The sequence below is a fragment of the Salinicola halimionae genome (assembly GCF_003206065.1).
GTDB lineage: Bacteria > Pseudomonadota > Gammaproteobacteria > Pseudomonadales > Halomonadaceae > Salinicola > Salinicola halimionae.
The window spans coordinates 388260-405248 of record NZ_PZJQ01000002.1 but is presented as its reverse complement, the minus strand read 5'-3'; the positions used below and the strand labels follow the sequence as shown (position 1 = coordinate 405248).

Annotated in this window: 17 protein-coding genes and 2 pseudogenes; 14 read left to right on the top strand and 5 right to left on the bottom strand. The window is 56.3% G+C overall.

The genetic code is table 11. The features are described 5' to 3' along the window. Positions 1–20: 20 nt before the first annotated feature. The 9 genes from DOM27_RS17995 to DOM27_RS02330 all read left to right on the top strand — a co-directional run bounded on the left by DOM27_RS17995 (position 21) and on the right by DOM27_RS02330 (position 7089). The gene (locus DOM27_RS17995) at positions 21–206 is read left to right on the top strand and encodes an HNH endonuclease family protein (RefSeq protein WP_223162259.1); all 186 of its coding nucleotides are present in this window, start codon (positions 21–23) and stop codon (positions 204–206) included. Next, a complete protein-coding gene (locus DOM27_RS17990) occupies positions 207–848 on the top strand; it encodes an endonuclease (protein WP_280952117.1) in 642 nt (213 codons plus the stop codon). It abuts the gene before it with no gap. Positions 849–873: 25 nt separating this feature from the next. Beyond that, a complete protein-coding gene (locus DOM27_RS02370) occupies positions 874–1773 on the top strand; it encodes a GIY-YIG nuclease family protein (protein ID WP_110654451.1) in 900 nt (299 codons plus the stop codon). A gap of 520 nt (positions 1774–2293) precedes the next feature. Beyond that, positions 2294–2737, top strand: a complete 444-nt coding sequence (locus tag DOM27_RS02360) for a LexA family protein (protein WP_245392554.1) — start codon at positions 2294–2296, stop codon at positions 2735–2737. Continuing rightward, entirely contained in the window at positions 2734–4020 is a 1287-nt protein-coding gene (locus DOM27_RS02355; RefSeq protein ID WP_110654449.1) for a Y-family DNA polymerase, read from the top strand. Before DOM27_RS02360 ends, DOM27_RS02355 begins: the two co-directional genes overlap by 4 nt. Positions 4021–4252: 232 nt before the next feature. Then, on the top strand, positions 4253–4711 hold the full coding sequence (locus DOM27_RS02350) for a Panacea domain-containing protein (protein ID WP_157956696.1): 459 nt from the start codon (positions 4253–4255) through the stop codon (positions 4709–4711). 809 nt (positions 4712–5520) lie between these two features. Next, a complete protein-coding gene (locus DOM27_RS02340) occupies positions 5521–5760 on the top strand; it encodes a type II toxin-antitoxin system Phd/YefM family antitoxin (protein ID WP_110654446.1) in 240 nt (79 codons plus the stop codon). A gap of 1 nt (position 5761) precedes the next feature. Then, complete coding sequence (locus DOM27_RS02335; RefSeq protein WP_110654445.1) at positions 5762–6154, top strand: type II toxin-antitoxin system VapC family toxin; 393 nt, start codon at positions 5762–5764, stop codon at positions 6152–6154. 143 nt (positions 6155–6297) lie between these two features. Next, positions 6298–7089 carry a protein NO VEIN domain-containing protein gene (locus DOM27_RS02330; RefSeq protein WP_223162257.1) on the top strand — a complete coding sequence of 264 codons (792 nt, stop codon included), beginning with the start codon at positions 6298–6300 and terminating at the stop codon, positions 7087–7089. Between the two features lie 72 nt (positions 7090–7161). On the opposite strand, the gene DOM27_RS02325 is transcribed toward DOM27_RS02330, so the two are convergent. The 4 genes and pseudogenes from DOM27_RS02325 to DOM27_RS18250 all read right to left on the bottom strand — a co-directional run. Beyond that, on the bottom strand, positions 7162–7890 hold the full coding sequence (locus tag DOM27_RS02325) for a hypothetical protein (protein WP_157956695.1): 729 nt from the start codon (positions 7888–7890) through the stop codon (positions 7162–7164). Positions 7891–8449: 559 nt separating this feature from the next. Beyond that, entirely contained in the window at positions 8450–9442 is a 993-nt protein-coding gene (locus tag DOM27_RS02320) for a hypothetical protein (protein ID WP_110654442.1), read from the bottom strand. After that, positions 9435–10453: pseudogene (locus DOM27_RS18045) on the bottom strand (nucleoid-associated protein). Before DOM27_RS18045 ends, DOM27_RS02320 begins: the two are co-directional and overlap by 8 nt. Positions 10454–10595: 142 nt before the next feature. Further along, positions 10596–10790: pseudogene (locus DOM27_RS18250) on the bottom strand (S24 family peptidase); the annotation flags it as partial. Between the two features lie 296 nt (positions 10791–11086). Here DOM27_RS18250 and DOM27_RS02305 point away from each other — a divergent pair. Next, entirely contained in the window at positions 11087–12334 is a 1248-nt protein-coding gene (locus DOM27_RS02305) for a CynX/NimT family MFS transporter (RefSeq protein ID WP_110654439.1), read from the top strand. 255 nt (positions 12335–12589) lie between these two features. Continuing rightward, positions 12590–13429 (top strand): inositol monophosphatase family protein, encoded by an 840-nt coding sequence (locus tag DOM27_RS02300; protein WP_110654438.1) that lies wholly within the window; start codon positions 12590–12592, stop codon positions 13427–13429. Between the two features lie 136 nt (positions 13430–13565). Here the strand turns inward: DOM27_RS02300 and DOM27_RS02295 are convergent, their stop codons facing one another. Continuing rightward, positions 13566–14654, bottom strand: coding sequence for an SDR family oxidoreductase (locus DOM27_RS02295; RefSeq protein ID WP_110654437.1), 1089 nt, complete (start codon positions 14652–14654; stop codon positions 13566–13568). 174 nt (positions 14655–14828) lie between these two features. Between DOM27_RS02295 and DOM27_RS02290 the strand changes: the two genes are divergently transcribed. The 3 genes from DOM27_RS02290 to DOM27_RS02280 all read left to right on the top strand — a co-directional run bounded on the left by DOM27_RS02290 (position 14829) and on the right by DOM27_RS02280 (position 16813). Further along, positions 14829–15791 (top strand): LysR family transcriptional regulator, encoded by a 963-nt coding sequence (locus DOM27_RS02290; RefSeq protein WP_110654904.1) that lies wholly within the window; start codon positions 14829–14831, stop codon positions 15789–15791. 36 nt (positions 15792–15827) lie between these two features. After that, complete coding sequence (locus tag DOM27_RS02285; RefSeq protein ID WP_110654436.1) at positions 15828–16277, top strand: MarR family winged helix-turn-helix transcriptional regulator; 450 nt, start codon at positions 15828–15830, stop codon at positions 16275–16277. Positions 16278–16384: 107 nt separating this feature from the next. After that, positions 16385–16813 carry an organic hydroperoxide resistance protein gene (locus DOM27_RS02280; protein ID WP_110642279.1) on the top strand — a complete coding sequence of 143 codons (429 nt, stop codon included), beginning with the start codon at positions 16385–16387 and terminating at the stop codon, positions 16811–16813. Positions 16814–16989: the final 176 nt, after the last annotated feature.

The following is a 16989-nucleotide window of genomic DNA, read 5'->3' as shown; positions in this document are numbered from 1 at the left end:
GCTGAAACTGGGGAGCCAATATGCGTATTTGCTCTGTCCTTCTGGCACTTATCGCCCTGCCCGCCGTCGCTGCGCCACCCACGTCCTTCTCCGCCGCCAAGCGAATAGCCGTAGCCCAGGTCTACTACGATCAGGACCAGACATTCTACTGCGGCTGCTCGTTCGATTTCGAGGCGCGGCCGGATCTCGCGAGCTGCGGTTACTAGATTCGCAAACAGCCGAAACGTGCCGCTCGTATCGAGTGGGAACATGTCATGCCGGCCTACGATTTCGGACGGCAGCGTCAGTGCTGGCAGGATGGAGGGCGTCGAAGCTGTCGCGCGAACGACCCGGTGTTCCGGCAGGGCGAGGCGAATCTCCAAAACCTAGTACCGTCGGTCGGCGAAGTGAACGGTGATCGCTCGAATATGCGCTACGGAATGGCTGTGAGGGCGGACGCTTACCAGTACGGCCAGTGCCAGGCGAAAGTCGATTTCCCTGAACGTACTTTTCAGCCGCCGGCGAATGTCCGCGGAGACATCGCCCGGATCTACTGGTACATGCGCGACACGTACGGTATCCAGATCAGTCGACAGCAGCAACAGCTTTTCCAAGCGTGGCGAAGAGCGATCCAGGACAGTGGTAACCGCTATGTCGACGGCGGATCAAGCCCTATCACCGAGATCGCCAACGCGCCACGAAGGGATCCGTTCAAACCACAGAACGACAGTGGGTTCAATTGCTCGACTCGAAAGATCTACGGGCAGATGCGCTCCTGCGCTGAAGCACGCTACCACCTCACTCAGTACGGGAACGGTAGACTCGATGGCGACAACAACGGCACGCCGTGCGAAGCTATCTGCCATTAAATACAACACATTCGGGAAGTAACTGATGGAAAGAGTTTATGGCCGGAAGATCGTGACCTACATGATCGACGGCACGCCTACAGGCCCAAAAACTATCGAGATAGGGAACTGGTCAGGCAAAGCGATCTATACGCCGAGGGGAAGTTTGAAATCCGTATTATCACGCTCCGAGTTGCAGGCCCCGGGCGTCTACCTTCTCCGCAGCGAAAGTAGCGATAGTGATTTCGATGGCTCAATTTACATTGGCGAGGCCGAGAAGCTCAACGAACGACTGAACCATCACAGCTACTCGCGAGACTTCGAGTCGGCCATCTGTTTCTTGAGCAAAGACGACATGCTCACGAAAGCCCATGTGAAGTATCTGGAATCGCGACTGGTGTCACTGGCCAAGGAAGCGAACCGCTCGGCCGTTCAGAATGGCATCACCCCGCCTCAGTCCCGTATCTCCGAGGCTGATATCTCGGACATGGAATTTTTCCTCGACCAGATCAAACTGATCCTCCCAACCGTCGGTATCAATACACTTGTACCCGCTGCGCCGCACTCGAAGTCTCAGGAACTGGATACCAGCCCTGGAGAGATCTACTCGGTCAAAGCCAGCGATATAAAAGCGACGATGAAGGAGGCTGAGGACGCTTTCATCGTGCTGAAAGGGTCCGAAGCGAGGCTTACCACGACGGACTCGATTGCTCCCGGATGGCTCAAGCTACGAGCGAAACTCATCGATGAGGGCGTATTGGTCGCCGAGGCGGGCCATTTCATCTTCACAGAGAACGCGAGCTTTTCATCACCAAGCGCAGCGTCCTCTGTAGTGCTGGGCCGTCAGGCCCCCGGGCCCATTTCCTGGGTCACAGCTTCAGGCGTGACCTACAAGGAAGTGAAAGAATCCCAGTCACCTCCCTCTCAAGAAAATCTCGAAGACTAGCTCATACCAAATACCGCCGCGCCTGGCTGACCACGACGCCCAGCAGCATCTCTTCCTGCGCGAACAGTGATTCTCGGCCGTGCAGCGGTATCAGCCGCACGTGGCCGCCGATTCGCTACGATCTCGCCAGTAGGTGTTCGCCTTCCACCTTGGCGATCGTCAGATCCCTCATTGCCGATCATCCGGTCCTCGTCCGCGATCAGCACGTCACCCTCGATCAGTGGCCGTCAAAGCCGGCGCCCTCCTTCAGCTCGACCGCAAAGCAGCTCGCCGAGAAGCTCCCCCAGGTCATAGCCCATCAACGCTGGATGCCCCAGCCCCATCATTAGCGGTCCCAAGTACTGCACCTGCATCGTCTTCCCCACGCATGCATTTTTTTCATAATCGTCGGGAGCCGCGTCGTTATCAGCCCCGTTCCGTTTTCGTCCACCGGGGGTCATCAAAGAATCGTTTGCCCGAGGATCACTTTGCGTTAAATACTGTATACCCATACAGTATTTCAAAGTAAGGCGGATGCACCATGTCCAACGTCAAACTGATCGGCATCATGCGGCCGGATTCACCCCGAGTTGAGATCCCCTATCCCGACGTCCTTGCTCGCTGCGGCATCGCCGGGTTCGCCAGCCCGGCAGAGGACTACGCCGGCCGCGCATTGGATCTGAACGAAAAGTTCATCAAGCACAAGGCCGCGACCTTCCTGTTCCAGGCCATGGGCGACTCGATGGAGGAATACCGCATCCAGGAAGGTGATTACCTGATCGTCGACCGCTCGGTGACGGCCCGCGCGGGCCATATCGTACTGGCCCTGGTGGAAGGCGAATTCACGGTCAAGAAGTGGATCGAGCGCGGCCAATGGCAACTGCTCTGCTCCGGCGGCAACCGCTACCCGCCGATTCCGCTGAACGGCGTCGAGTCGCAGATCTGGGGCGTCGTGCGCTCGAACCACATCGAGTTCCTTGTATGATCGCCATTGTCGACTGCAACTCGTTCTACGTCAGCTGCGAACGGCTCTTCAAACCGCACCTGAACGGCAAACCTGTCGGCGTCATGAGCAACAACGACGGCTGCGTCATCGCGCTCAGTAACGAGCTGAAAGCGCTCGGCGTGAAGATGGGCACCCCGGCCCATTACCTGAAAGAGCAGGTCACCCGCGGCGAGATCACCCTGTTCTCAAGCAACTACGAACTCTACGGCGATATCAGCAGCCGGGTGCAAGCGGTGCTCGAAGAATTCAGCGCCGGCATCGACCCCTACTCCATCGACGAGTGCTGGGTGAACTTCGACGGTTTCGCCCCCGGCCAGCTCGAAGATCACGCCCGCGAACTCCGCCGCCAGGTGAAGCGGTACACCGGCATTCCCGTATCGATCGGCGTTGCCCCCACGCGCACGCTGGCCAAGGTGGCCAACCGCGCCTCGAAGAAGATCGAAGGCTTCGGCGGCGTCTGCGTGCTCTACCCCGATAGCCCCCAGACCAAAGGGCTACTGCAGCGCTTCGAGCTGGGCGACGTCTGGGGCGTAGGCCGCCGTCTCGCCGAAAAGCTCAGCGGCATGGGTATCCGCAACGCCTGGGACCTGCGCAGCCAGAACGCCAAGGAGATCCGCCGCCGCTTCTCCGTCACACTCGAACGCACCGTACTCGAGCTGCAGGAAACCCCCGCCATCGAGATGATCGGCATGGACTTCGCGCGCGAGCGGATCATGACCAGCCGCAGCTTCGGCCAGCTCACCAATGACAAGGGAGAAATCCGCGAAGCGATCCGGCAGCACGCCCAACGCTCGGCAGAGAAGCTGCGCAAGCAAGGCTCGCTCTGCCGGGCCGTGCTCGTCTTCCTGCGCACCAACCCGCACCGGCAGGATCTTGCCCAGCACAACCCCAGCATGATCATCGAACTGGACATCCCCACCGACGATAGCCGCACCCTCGTCGGCGCCGCCATCCAGGTACTCGACCGCCTGCACGCGCCCAACAAGCGCTACATGAAGGGCGGTGTAATGCTCATGGAGATCTGCGACCGCGCCACCGAGCAGCTTTCATTGCTCAACGCGCCGCAAAGCGACACAGAACGGGAACGCAGCGAAAAGCTGATGAGCGTGATGGACGAGCTGAACCAGAAGATGGGGCGCGGCACCGTCAGAATCGGCACGCCGAGCGCCGGTGCCGCCTGGCACCTACGCTGCGCGCATCGATCGCCACGCAGCACCACGCGATGGGAAGAAATTCCAAGAGCAGGAGCGTGCACGCGATGAAAAATACGTGCCCTACCCCCATATTGGATAAGGCCGTAGTCGGAGTGATCGAAAATTCAGCGAAACATAACCTAAACGCAACCTTAGTCGCCTATATTTGTCACAGATATCGATCTACTGTACCTTTCATGGCCGCTTTAAGCGCCACCACGTCAAACGCGAACAACAATGAAAGCCTTGAAGCGAAGGCATGCCGCGAAAGGCAAACGCGGCACATAAAGGAGTGTTTGTCATGAGCTATGCACTAGAAACCATCGCTAACGACTTCATTCGTAAGGCACGAGCTACTGGGCGCAACGATCTGACGCCAATGAAATTGCTCAAGCTTGTCTACATCGCAAACGGCTGGAGCCTAGGTCTCAATAACCAGCCGCTTTACGCTGACGAAGTCGAAGCCTGGAAATTTGGTCCCGTCGTGCCGGCGCTTTACCACAAGGTGAAGCGATACCGAAACCATCCGATCGACGCGGAGCTGCCCCAGCGGACACGAGATGTTGTCAGTCCTGAGGACCAGCGTTTGCTAGACCGTATCTGGGATACCTATGGTCAGCATGATGGCCTGACTCTGTCTTCGATCACGCATAAGCCAGGAACCCCATGGGATCAAACTTGGGATGACAGAGGCATCCATGGCCTGATCATTCCACCTTCAAAAATCCGCGAGCACTACCAACATTTGGCTCAGGGCTGAAGGTGGTAGCCAAGTGACCGATCAGAATCCCTCCAAAGATAATTCCCCACTGTCTCGAGTCGGGGCGGATCTCCCGCCCCACTCCCATAGTAGCGGCTCGAAAGGCTCGGACTCCTTGGCGCGACAAGAGACCCAGGAATTTGAGAACCAGTACGACCACAACACTCAAGAAGATCTAATAAAAGAGAATGATCGGCGCGAGGAAACTACGCGCGAGAATTTTCACAAGCTCTTTATCTGGGGCCTACGCGTGGTTGGCATTACGCTCATTGTCGTTTTTGTCGCACGCATGCTTCACGTCATATTGCCCAGCTATTGCCAGTGGCTAGACACCACTCAAATACAGGATATCGACAGGATGCTGTTTAGCGGAGCGGCAGGCGCCCTTGTTATTCGGCATCTGGAGCCAATCCTTCGCGGGAATAGCAGACCGAAGTAAATTCAACCTACCTCGGTACATTGAATTACGCTGGATTCAACAGCCCCTCGTCATCGCCCTCGCCCGGCTTGTTCATACGAGTCGAGACAGCCCAGTGCGTGATCGTGTCGGTTGGTATGTGCCGCACGAAGCAGCGGATGGTATCGCGATCGGTCAGTGCCAAATCTTACACCAGCAATCTGGGTAGCATAGTGGGTAGTGTTTTCAAAAAAATATGGAGATAGGAATATAAGCTACTGATTTACTTGAATCATTTACAAAGATCTACATTAAGATTCAGAATTTGGAGTGAAGACGCCAAACTCGGTAGCGACAGAATCAGCAACTTCGAATAGACTAAGTCCAACGAACTAAGTTATCGGCCTGCCCAATGGAAACCGTCAACATTCACGAAGCGAAGACCCGACTCTCTCAGCTTCTCGCCAAAGCCGCGGAAGGAGAAGGGTTCGTCATCGCCAAGGCCGGCAAGCCAATCGCCAGGGTCACTGCCATCGATAGCCCGGATGCCGGGCAGCAAAAACGACTTGGCTTCATGAAAGGTCAGTTCAAGGTTCCCGAAGACTTCGATCGCATGGGCGAGGAAGAGATCGCTGACATGTTCGGGGCCTGAAATGAACTTGCTTCTCGATACCCATGTGCTGCTGTGGGCAGCGGCGGAGCCCGACCGGCTCTCCGATGAGGCAACCGGGCTCATCAATGATCAGGGCAACAAGGTCTATTTCAGCGCCGCGAGTCTTTGGGAGATCGTCATCAAAGCCAGCCTGGATCGCCCCGACTTCCAGGTGGATCCACATCTTCTACGCCGCGGCCTGATCGAGAACAGCTATCTTGAGCTACCCATTACCTCTCAGCACACCCTGGCGGTCAGCCACTTACCGCATATCCACAAGGATCCGTTCGATCGAATCCTGGTCGCCCAGGCCGAGTCCGAAGGCTTTCTGCTGCTGACGGCGGATGAATTAGTCGCGTGTTATCCGGGGCCGATTCGGCAGGTCCAGAAATGACTGATTGGGTTAGCGCGCTTGTTGCTTCATCGAATGTGGAATCGCTCACTACACACCAAACGAATCGTCGCTGAGTCATTATCATGCCCCAATCGCTTTGGAGCGTTATCGAAGTCGAAGCCATCGTCGCAACGTACCGGCAAATGCTCGTCGCCCAGCTCAGTGGGCAGCGCTATAACAAGAGCCAACTCAATCAAGCTTTGATGGAACGCCTCCAAGATCGTTCAAGGTCTTCCATCGAGTACAAACATCGCAATATCAGCGCCGTTTTGCGTGATGCGGACTGCCCCTACGTAAACGGCTACAAGCCCTTGAGCAACTACCAAGGGATGCTCGTCGAAGCCGTGGAGCGAGTATTGTTGGGTAGCGAACTCTTCGATCGCGCTGCTCGCTCCGCCGCCGAGCGCCCGGCCGTCGATTCAGCCGAGCCAGCCGATGATGCCATTATCGTCACGCCTCCCGAACCGTCGCGGCCACGCCATGAGATCAACGAGAAGCCTGCCCCCTACGAGCGGCGTCCCTTCAAACGAGACTATCTTGCTCGAGAGGCACGAAACCGCGAACTCGGTCTAGCCGGCGAGCGTTTCGTGGTCAGCTACGAACAATACCGTTTGACGCTGGCTGGCCATGCCAAGCTGGCCGATAAGGTCGAACACATCGCCGAAACGCAGGGCGACGGCGCGGGTTTTGATGTGCTCTCTTTCGAGGCGGATGGTCGGCAGCGATGGATCGAAGTCAAAACGACGGCATTCGCTATCGAAAGCGCCTTCTTCATCTCACCCAATGAACTGGCTTGCTCTCGCTCTCACGCCGACCGCTACCACCTATTTCGCCTGTTCGACTTCCGGCAGCGGCCGCGCATGTTCTGTCTGCAAGGCGATCTGTATGACCATTTATGGCTCGAGCCTAATAGCTATCGGGCTGGGGTGCGCTAGCGGGCCAAATGTGAGTGCTAAATTTTAGGCGCCGTCGAAGTAGTTCATTGCTTATAGCTCTTGGACAACTTATTACACAAAGTTGGCTTTATTAATATCTTTCGCTTCTAATGCAAGCCCTATCAACTCGGCCTGATAGCTATATCTAGAGGCGAGCCTTTTCATAATGAGCGCTCCAAGCGAAAGACCCAAAATAACTGCAAGGAAAACCACCGCTCCCCACTGAATATAATTAGATCTAGTGACTCTGCTCCCTATAACATCAACAAAAACACCAAAACCACCGAGTCTATCGACAAACCCCAGAGAAAGAATAAGCAAGGAGAAAGCCGCCGTCTTAGATCCGAAAACCAAACCTAAACGACGTTCAAATCTAGTTACTTTGGTTTCAAGCCACAGCTTTACGAAGGAAAGAATCTTAGAGGGGAACATTTTGACACCCTGGATAATTTCCCAATCATGTTCAAATGAGTTTTCAAGGTCTTTAAATGTGAGCTTCTTCCAATTTTTAGCATACCAAGCAAATAGCACGATCGGAGCGCAGATAGAGAGTAACGAAAACAGCATGCTCGCCAAACTCAAAACCAGAATCAAATTAAGCCCCCAGTCTAATTTGAGCATGTTAAATCGATGACCGAATCCTAATACAGCCGCTATTGCGAACTGCACTATTCCAATTCCAAGGCACCAATTTGAAAAACTCATAACCCGGGTCTCAAAAGGCTGGCGATGATTGTATGGCTTATAACTTGAAGTCTCGTCCAGCATGACTAAAAGTCGTCGACAATCTTGATTAGGCATAGTTTAACTCTCCTACTGCAACATGGAATCTAAATACTAACTCTTGCGAATTGAACGGAAAAACCTTCTCAATCCGGTGTTCGTATTTTTACGTTAACTATCAATTAGATTTAATCGGCTTTGGTTCTTTCGTCCGCCCACTTAGGCTTATAGTCCCACCACACACTATAGAACGTCAGTTGCGGATCATCTCCCTGCCCGACGAATCGACGAAATCCACGTCCCCGGCGCCACGTTGTAGCGCGGCGTTGGTGGATCGCCGACGCGAAGCTCACCGATCCGGTGAGCGAAGCGCGGATGGGTGCTATGAATAGAGAAGCGGGAGCACATGGGTTACGACATTTTTCTGACACTAGAATAAGGATAGAACCAGTATACTATGATCGGAACTGCACCGATTAAGACAGCTAATGTTCTTATCCACCCTTCAGGAAAATCGACGGAGAAGTGCAAAAACATGTATGAAGAAAATGATAAAGAAAAACACACAAGAACTCTGATAACAAAAATCAACCTTCGCTGACGAGAGAAGCGATCATCAAGCTCAATGTAAGCATCTTCAAAAAAGCGGAAAGATTTCCTTTTGGTGCTTTTCGAACATTTTTTCCTGGAGGCGAATTTCGTTTCCGATTGCCTGCAATGTGCTTCGCTGATTGCGCAATAGAAATTCTAAAAACAACACAAAAATGACGGAACCGAGCCAGATCGCCGAATTATTTAAGGTTAAAACTGGGCGTTCAGGCTGAACCAACTGACTACCAACCAAAAACATTGCAACCGGCACGGCAAGCAATTGATTTTGTATATCTGACAAAACCCTATTCAACCGTGAAGTAAAGTCTAGCTTATCCTTCTCTATTTGGGACTTAATTTTATCGTAGGAGAATTCAGAGACGAATAGATCATAGCTTCGCTGAAGCTTTATCACAAGGATATTAAAATCGCGCAAGACATCCGAAAAGGAAACAGTTTTTTCGTCTTTATACATTTCCCCAAGGATCGACCTAAACATCTCTATCTTGTTGGCTTTATGGACATCAGTATAAAAAACTTCCTTTTCAAACCAGTCGAGATCTATTATCAGGTCGAGATCGGTCGAGCCATAAAGACTATTAACAACAAGTCTTTTCCCCACTAAAAAAACGAGCTCCTTGTCATTATTAAAAGGGATAGTATGATCTGAAAAAATTTCAAACAATGAAAAAAGCCGGATTGCCGCTTTCAGCGCTTTAATGGCAGGTGGAGCCTCTTCTCCAAGAAAGCTGGCCCACCGAACTGACTGGATAAAATAGCATTCTGGAGCATCCACCCTACGCTCGGGCTTTGAAAGGTACTCCTCAAAATCTATTAAATACAAAGGGGGCTTTTCTATTTTTACTAAACCATCAGCATATGCTTCATCAAGGATTTTCCCATTATCGTCGAAAAGTTTGTAGTGTGCTTCATCGAGAAATTCGACAGGAACTATCAGCGAGGCACCATCAGCCGTCAGCACTAAGTCGTTCAAAAGGACCAAGCCGACGACGCGCTTTAAATACTCGGTGCTAGTCATAGCCCTTGGCTTTCCTAATATCTTGAATTAAAGCTTCAGGTATATCCCGTATAAACAACTGCCCTCTTTCGGCATCATAATCCACAATATTGTTGGCTATATCCTCCACGGAAAATCCTACCGAAACGCTACCAAACTTACGAGTAATGCGCTGTAATTTTCCATACTCCGTCTTACTCGGTGTAAAAGCATTGCTGGCTTGAACGTCATTTTCGCGCAGATACTCTAAAAACTCCAGAGGTTCTTGGTCATTTATTCTAGAAGATAAGGCCTCTAAGTAGACCACTTTATCTTCACTATTATTTTTTTCATCAAAATAATCAAACAAGGACTTCTCTGCAGCTTGCCGTTGAGCTGGCTCAAGCCCTTTGCTAGAACAGTAGCTCCTTAAAGCACCTATTACAGCCTTTGTGTTGGCTCTTGAGTCGGTATATTCAGTGCAGCCGAGCGCGGTTCTGAAATAGATAGTAATATTGTCTTTTGATTGTGCTTTTTTTATGAAAGACAAATATGGCTGCTCACCTTCCGCCCACTTAGTTAAATTTATCCTTGCGGCCTCGTGAAGCTGAGAAATGTCAAAGGAAAGCGAAGGCAATAGCTCCAGCGTTTGGGAATCGATACCTGTGCCAGGCCGAAGCTTCAGCATGATCATCAAAAGCCAGTCACTATTATTTTTCGTATATCTAATAAAAAAACAAAACCACCAGTGGCCAGGAATGAATCTTTAATTTCCTTAACCAGAAGGTTTGAAGCTGCCAATGAAAAGTCGACCAATCCTTTTTCTTCGTCCCTATATTCGCGAAGTCTCTCAGAAAAAGAATAGGTCCCAGTGTCAGAGTCGAACGTGCCTTGGCTATCACTCTTTCTGGTATAAGCTCTTAGAACATCCTCTCCAAATTGCTGCATCTTGGCGTCAATAGGTGACGGACCATCTTTTTTATCGTGCAGCTCGGCCTCGGTGGTCTGAGGATCCTTTTTAATTTCGTGAACGATTGCCTCTATAATTTCCATCTTCCCTCGCGTACTCGGGTCTGTGCCCGTTATCAGTTTATGGTTTATCGTTTCGCTGCAGATCCATAAATCTGTTTTTATGAAAATGTAGTTCTTGGCTCAGAAAACCCTTCCAGCCTTCCGCCATGCCTGCCCGATGATCTCAACGCCGCCGAGATCCTCCGGCTTGATCAACTCGCACGTGGGCGGGATTGTCACTCATCAGTATCCACGCGCCGCCGGCTACGCGCTGCACGCGCTTTAGTCGTAATTCATCGCCCATGCGGAGTAGGAAAACGCCGTCTGGCGTGCGCTGGGCTTTGTTGACTAGCACCTGTTCGCGGTCGCGGATCGTGTCAGGTAGTGAATCATGTTACGAGACGACACAAAAGCGTCTTATCGCTATTTCATTTTCAAGGCGAGGTTAAAATAGCGAGGCGCACTATTTTAACTTCGCTCGATTAAATCAGTCACCGCCTGTCCCTATCGTCACGAGACCAACGGCACATCACGACGCCCAAAGCCCGTTCCTGAAGTCGAAACCACTACCCACCCTCGACTATCGGCGTAGAACCATCCCCGTTGTCGCCGTGATCGGCTACCCTTGCGTCCCTGGCTTTGCCGCCGTGAAGCAATATCTTCCGATTTCCAAGGATGGCTCTCTTGTCGACTTCCGCAATGCCCCGCCGGGGCGTTCTGACTCTCGTCGCGCTGCTGCTGGTAGCGCTCAATCTCCGCCCGGCGCTGACCAGCGTGTCGCCGGTGCTCGGCAGCATCGCCGAGGCGCTGGCGCTTTCCCCCAGCTGGCAAGGCATTCTGACCACGCTGCCGGTGCTGTTCCTGGGCTTGGCGGCACCGCTGGCGCCGCGGCTGGTGCGTCGCATCGGGCCGGAACGCAGCGTGTTTGCCGCGCTTGTGGTGCTGGCATTGGCGCTGCTGGCGCGGCCCTATGTTGTTACAACGGTCGGCACGGCGGGGCTGTTCCTGGGTACGGCGGTCGCCGGGGGGTGTATCGGGGTAATCGGGGTGTTGCTGCCGGGCATCGTCAAGCGGGACTTCCCCCGTCGCGTCAGCATCATGACCGGGCTCTATACCGTGGCGCTCAATCTCGGCGCTTCCACCGCCGCAGGCACCACGGAGCCGTTGCGTCAGGCGTTGGGCGGGCTGTGGCAGAACGCTTCCCAAGGGGCTTCAACCGGCCCTTGGCAGGGTGCGCTGGCGTTCTGGCTGCTGCCGGCGGTGATCGCCTCCCTGTTCTGGCTGCCGCAGCTCAGGGGCACCAAACCCGTTCGCGTGCCCGTCCGTCGCGGCGCGCGCCTGCGTCACGATCCGCTGGCGTGGCAAGTGTCGCTGTTCATGGGGTTGCAGTCGTCGCTGGCGTACATCGTGTTCGGCTGGCTGCCGACGATCCTGCAGGATCGCGGGCTGGCGGCGGTTACAGCGGGGCTGGCGCTGTCGGTATCGATCCTGCTGCAGGTGATCACGGCGATCCTGGCACCGTGGATCGGCAGCCGCATGCGCGATCAGCGAGCGGTGTTGATCGGGGTGATGACGCTCACCCTGATCGGGCTGCTGGGCTGCCTCTACGCGCCGATTGGCAGCATATGGCTGTGGATCGTGATCCTGGGGCTGGGCCAGGGCGGCACCTTCAGCATGGCATTGACGCTACTGGCCCTGCGCGCGCCGGATGCGACGACTGCGGCCAGCCTCTCGGCGATGGCCCAGGGCATCGGTTATACCCTGGCGGCGATGGGGCCGCTGCTGGTCGGCGTGCTGCACGACTGGAGCGGCGGCTGGAACGTGGTGGGCATTCTGGTAAGCGTGATCGCCCTGGCCGCGCTGATCATGGCGCTGGGTGCGGGGCGGGATCGTCAGGTGGCATCGACCTCTGGTGTGGACTGACGGCGCAGATTGATGGCGTGGACTGACGGCGCAGACTAATACTCAAGCCGACGAACCGGGCCGCCGGAATCGGTTACCCTAGGGTTTGTACGAAAAGTCGGCGAGCGATGGCCAGACGAGGCAAAAATCAGCGATGAGACGGAGTTTACGGGGTGTAAATGAGTACTTTGAGCTAATTTTTAACACTGTATGGCCGAGCGCAGCCAGTTTTCATACAAAGCCCAGGAAGCAGACCCAACGACCCAGGAGACTCGCATGCCAGCCAGAGCCATCAGCCTCGAGCAACAGCGACGTCTGATCGAGATCGTGCGCGATGCCGCCAAGACCGAAATCCTGCCGCGCTTTCGCAATCTCTCCGAAGACGCGATCCGTTCGAAGAGCGCGCCGGACGATCTGGTCACCGACGCCGACCAAGGCGCAGAGCGGATGATGACGGCGGCGATCCGCGAGTTAATGCCAGACGCGACGGTGATCGGCGAGGAAGCGGTCGCCGATGCCAGCGCCAATCTCGACGACATCGCCGGCGCCGAGCTGGCGCTGATCATCGACCCGGTCGACGGCACCTGGAACTTCGCCCGCGGGCTCAATCAGTTCGGGGTAATTCTGGCGGCGACCAGCTTCGGCGAGACCATCTTCGGCCTGCTCTACGATCCGCTGGCGGATGACTGGATCGTCGCCCGCCACGGCGAAGGAGCCTGGTTCGGCCGCCCCGACGGCACCCAGCGCCAGCTGCAGGTGTCGGCCACCGACAGGTTCGACGAGATGGTCGGTTCCACCTCAATCCGACTATTTGCCAAGCCGCAGCAGTATCAGCTGGCGGCGACCTTCCCCGACTTCCAGCGCATGATGGCCTTCGGCTGCGCCTGCCATGAATATCGCACCATGGCGTTCGGCTTCGTCGACTTCATGCTCACCGGCAAGCTGATGCCGTGGGATCATGCCGCGGGGCTGATGATCCACGCCGAAGCCGGCGGCTATTCGGCGCTGCTCGACGGCACGCCCTATCAGCCGACGATTCACCAGGGCACGGTGCTGGCCGCCAGCTCAAGAGCTCATTGGGAGCAGTTGCGCGAGAAGTTCAGCTTTTTGGTCTGAACGCGATCCAAGTTTTAGCGAGTCCATGACGACGAAAACCGGCGCCGAGAAGGCGCCGGTTTTCTTACTTTCATCGATACAGACCTGCAGTCGATACAGACCTGCGGCCGATCAAAAAATGATCACCGAGACTGGATCAGGGGATGATTTTCTCGGCGCGCAGGCGATCGAACAGGTCGAAGAACGCCGCTCGCGTCTCGCGGAAGTGGTCGAAGCCGAAGTCCCGCGACTTGGTGGTGTCGTTGACGCACTCCTGGTCGCGGCCGAGGTCCGCATCGGTGTGCCACCAGGAAGCCAGCTTGCTGACTTCCGGCTCGACCAGATCGTGCTTCGCGGCGATCTCGCGCCAAGTCGATTCGGCATCGGCCATCTGCGCTTCCAGCGGCTGCATCGTCTCCGGGTCGTCCGAGGCTTCGGGCCCCTGAACTTCGAGACCCTGAGCCTCTAAACCAAAGTACACGCCGATCTCGCGCCACATCCGGCGCCAGCGGAAGACATCGCCATTGACCGTGTTGAAGGCCTGATTCGCCGCGCCCGGCGTGGTCGCGGCCCACCCCATCTGTCGCGCCAGCACCAGCGCATCGGTCATGTCGGTGAGCGCATTCCACTGGGTCTGCGAACCGGGAAACACGAACGGCTGGCCGGTCGCCTGGCAGATCGAGGCGTAGACGGCGATCGTCGTGCCCATGTTCATGGCATTGCCGCGGGCGTAGCCGATCACGGTGTGCGGGCGATGCACGTTCCAGGCAAAGCCGTGACGCTCGGCGGCATCGAACAGCACGTCTTCCAGCGCGTAGTAGAAGTTGTCGCCCGGCACGCGCGGCTCGGATTCGCGGAACGGCGTCTCGATGCGCCCGCTGCCATAGGCTTCGAACGAGCCCAGGTACTGCTTGGTGCCGGTGACCAGTGAAGCGTGATCCAGCTTGTCGCTGTCGAGCGCGTCGAACAGGTTGCGCATCATCTGGCTGTTGGCCTCGACGTTGGCCTTCTCGTTGTCGCGACGAATCCAGGTGCAGTAGAAGACGTGGGTGATCGGCAGGCCGGCGAGCGCCAGCTCGGTCGCGGGCTTGTCCAGCAGATCGGCGGCGACGGGAATCACGCCGCTCTGCTCGGTGGCGCGACGAGAAAGGCCGTAGACGGTCCAGCCGCTGGCCACCAGGTAAGACGCCAGATTGCCGCCGGTAATGCCGGTCGCGCCGACGACGAGTGCAGTCCCTTTACGCATGATCGATGACCTCCTTCCGAGTTCAGGAAGATCCGGTATCTCGCCGGATCGATGAACGCAGTCTGGTAGGCTCCGATCGTTGCTACAATCGAAAGTGTCGCAAATCTTTATTGCGCCAGACGCAACCTTAGACATTTCAAAGCACTGGATTTCAACGTCGTGAATCTCAATTCGCTGGATCTCAATGCGCTGCGCGTATTCGAACGGGTCGCGGCGACCGGCAGTTTCACCGCAGCCGCGCATCACTTCCACCGTGCGGTCTCCTCGGTATCCCGCCAGATTCGCGGGCTGGAAGAGGCGGTCGGGCAGCCGCTGCTGTATCGACATACCCGTGCGGTCACCCTGACCGAGGCGGGAGAGCGCTACTACGAGGAAGTGCGCGAGATTCTGGAGCGACTCGATCTTGCCACCGAAGCGCTGACCTACCCCGACCCCGAGCCGAGCGGCGTGCTACGGATCAATGCGCCGGTCGCCTTCGGCCAACGCCAGATCGTGCCGCTGCTGCATCGGTTCCAGCGTCAGCATGCCGGTATCACCGCCGAACTGCAGCTGAGCGATCATGTCGTCGACCCGGTGCGCGAGGGTCACGACATCACCTTTCGCGTTGGCGATCTGGCCGACTCCTCACTGGTGGCGCGGCGGCTGGCACCGATGAATTACGTAGTGGCCGCGGCACCGAGCTATCTGGCCGCGAACGGCGAGCCGGAGACGCCCGAGGCGCTGGCTGATCACAACTGCCTGCTCTATCAGGGTGAGATGGGCCGCCAGCGCTGGTATTTCCAGGCGCGGGATCAGCGCGGTTCGACCCCGTTCGAAGTCGCCGGCAACCTCTACAGCAACGATGCCGAGAGCCTGCTACGCGCCGCGCTGCTGGGCCAGGGTCTGGTGCTGTTTCCAACTTGGCTGATCGGCGATGCGCTTTCGCGGGGCGATTTGGTCCCGCTGCTCGAAGCGTGGCGCGGCGAGGTCATGCCCGGCCGCCGCGACATTCACGTATTGACCACCGAACGTCGCCTACGAACGCGCAAGGTGCGCGCGTTTCTCGACTATCTACGGGAATCGCTGGAGCCAAGTCCGTCCTGGGACCGGTGGCGTGAACGAATAGGCGGCACCTCAGACGGCCATAGCAAAACCTAATTAGCGATTGAATCGTGTGCGATATAGATTAGCCGCATGACGACACGCAACGACACCGACGACGCCCTGGCGCTCGAATCGCAGCTCTGTTTCGCGCTCTATTCGACCCAGCTGGCGATGAACAAGCTCTACCGCGGCCTGCTGCGCGAGCTCGATCTGACCTATCCCCAGTACCTGACCATGCTGGTGCTGTGGCAGCGGGACCGGCAGACGGTATCGGAGATCGGCGAGCAGCTCTATCTGGATTCGGCCACGCTGACGCCGCTGTTGAAACGGCTGGAAGCGGCGGCGCTCATCACCCGGCAGCGCTCGCGCCAGGATGAACGCCAGGTCGAGATCGCCTTGACCGAGAAGGGGCATTCGCTGCGCGAGCAGGCCAAGGCGATCCCCCATGCCGCCGGCTGTGCGGGCCAGTGCACGCCCGAGGAAGCCGCCGAGCTGCGCGACGCGTTGCATGGGCTGCGTCAGCGACTCGACACTCAGTGAAGCGTTGGCGCGTTTAATAGAAGACTATTTTCAACCAGCTTTTTTACCCCAATAGATCGCGCGCGATTAAATAGACCGCGATCCTTTAACCCGCAAGGAGATTCACCATGTCACTCGATAAAGTCCTCTACCGTGCCGAAGCGACTGTCACTGGCGGCCGCGACGGCCGGGCCACCGCCGCCGACGGTGCCATCGATCTCAAACTGTCGACGCCCAAGGAACTGGGCGGCGCCGGTGGTGACGGCACCAACCCGGAGCAGCTGTTCGCGGCCGGCTATTCCGCCTGTTTCATCGGCGCACTGAAACTGGTCGCCTCGAAAGAGAAGGCCAAGCTGCCTGACGACACCCGGATCCAGGGCGAAGTCGGCATCGGCCCCAAGGGCGAGGGTTTCGGCATCGAAGCGACGCTGACGGTGAAGCTGCCGGGCATGGATCGGGAACAGGCCGAAGCCCTGGTCGAGAAGGCCCATCAGGTCTGCCCCTACTCCAACGCCACTCGCGGCAACATCGATGTGACCCTGAACGTCGAAGTGTAGGCATCGCCCATCTTTGGCTGAAAATTGACGGCCCGGGTCATCGAAAGATGGCTCGGGCCGTTACATCTTTGGTCGCAACACGGGTCGAAATAAGACTTTCACCGGATATTTATCGATTTAATTTCAAAAAGTTATTGTGACATGCAAAAACGCGATGCGGGCATAGCGATAACGCA

Excerpts from the sequence above, each read along its gene's own strand:
- DOM27_RS02280 (WP_110642279.1), top strand. The coding sequence starts at position 16,385 with ATGTCACTCGATAAAGTCCTCTACCGTGCCGAAGCGACTGTCACTGGC.
- DOM27_RS02360 (WP_245392554.1), top strand. The coding sequence starts at position 2,294 with ATGTCCAACGTCAAACTGATCGGCATCATGCGGCCGGATTCACCCCGA.
- DOM27_RS02350 (WP_157956696.1), top strand. The coding sequence starts at position 4,253 with ATGAGCTATGCACTAGAAACCATCGCTAACGACTTCATTCGTAAGGCA.
- DOM27_RS17995 (WP_223162259.1), top strand. The coding sequence starts at position 21 with ATGCGTATTTGCTCTGTCCTTCTGGCACTTATCGCCCTGCCCGCCGTC.
- DOM27_RS02305 (WP_110654439.1), top strand. The coding sequence starts at position 11,087 with ATGGCTCTCTTGTCGACTTCCGCAATGCCCCGCCGGGGCGTTCTGACT.
- DOM27_RS02320 (WP_110654442.1), bottom strand. The coding sequence starts at position 9,442 with ATGACTAGCACCGAGTATTTAAAGCGCGTCGTCGGCTTGGTCCTTTTG.
- DOM27_RS02335 (WP_110654445.1), top strand. The coding sequence starts at position 5,762 with ATGAACTTGCTTCTCGATACCCATGTGCTGCTGTGGGCAGCGGCGGAG.
- DOM27_RS02285 (WP_110654436.1), top strand. The coding sequence starts at position 15,828 with ATGACGACACGCAACGACACCGACGACGCCCTGGCGCTCGAATCGCAG.
- DOM27_RS02300 (WP_110654438.1), top strand. The coding sequence starts at position 12,590 with ATGCCAGCCAGAGCCATCAGCCTCGAGCAACAGCGACGTCTGATCGAG.
- DOM27_RS02340 (WP_110654446.1), top strand. The coding sequence starts at position 5,521 with ATGGAAACCGTCAACATTCACGAAGCGAAGACCCGACTCTCTCAGCTT.
- DOM27_RS02355 (WP_110654449.1), top strand. The coding sequence starts at position 2,734 with ATGATCGCCATTGTCGACTGCAACTCGTTCTACGTCAGCTGCGAACGG.
- DOM27_RS02330 (WP_223162257.1), top strand. The coding sequence starts at position 6,298 with ATGCTCGTCGCCCAGCTCAGTGGGCAGCGCTATAACAAGAGCCAACTC.
- DOM27_RS02370 (WP_110654451.1), top strand. The coding sequence starts at position 874 with ATGGAAAGAGTTTATGGCCGGAAGATCGTGACCTACATGATCGACGGC.
- DOM27_RS02295 (WP_110654437.1), bottom strand. The coding sequence starts at position 14,654 with ATGCGTAAAGGGACTGCACTCGTCGTCGGCGCGACCGGCATTACCGGC.
- DOM27_RS02325 (WP_157956695.1), bottom strand. The coding sequence starts at position 7,890 with ATGCCTAATCAAGATTGTCGACGACTTTTAGTCATGCTGGACGAGACT.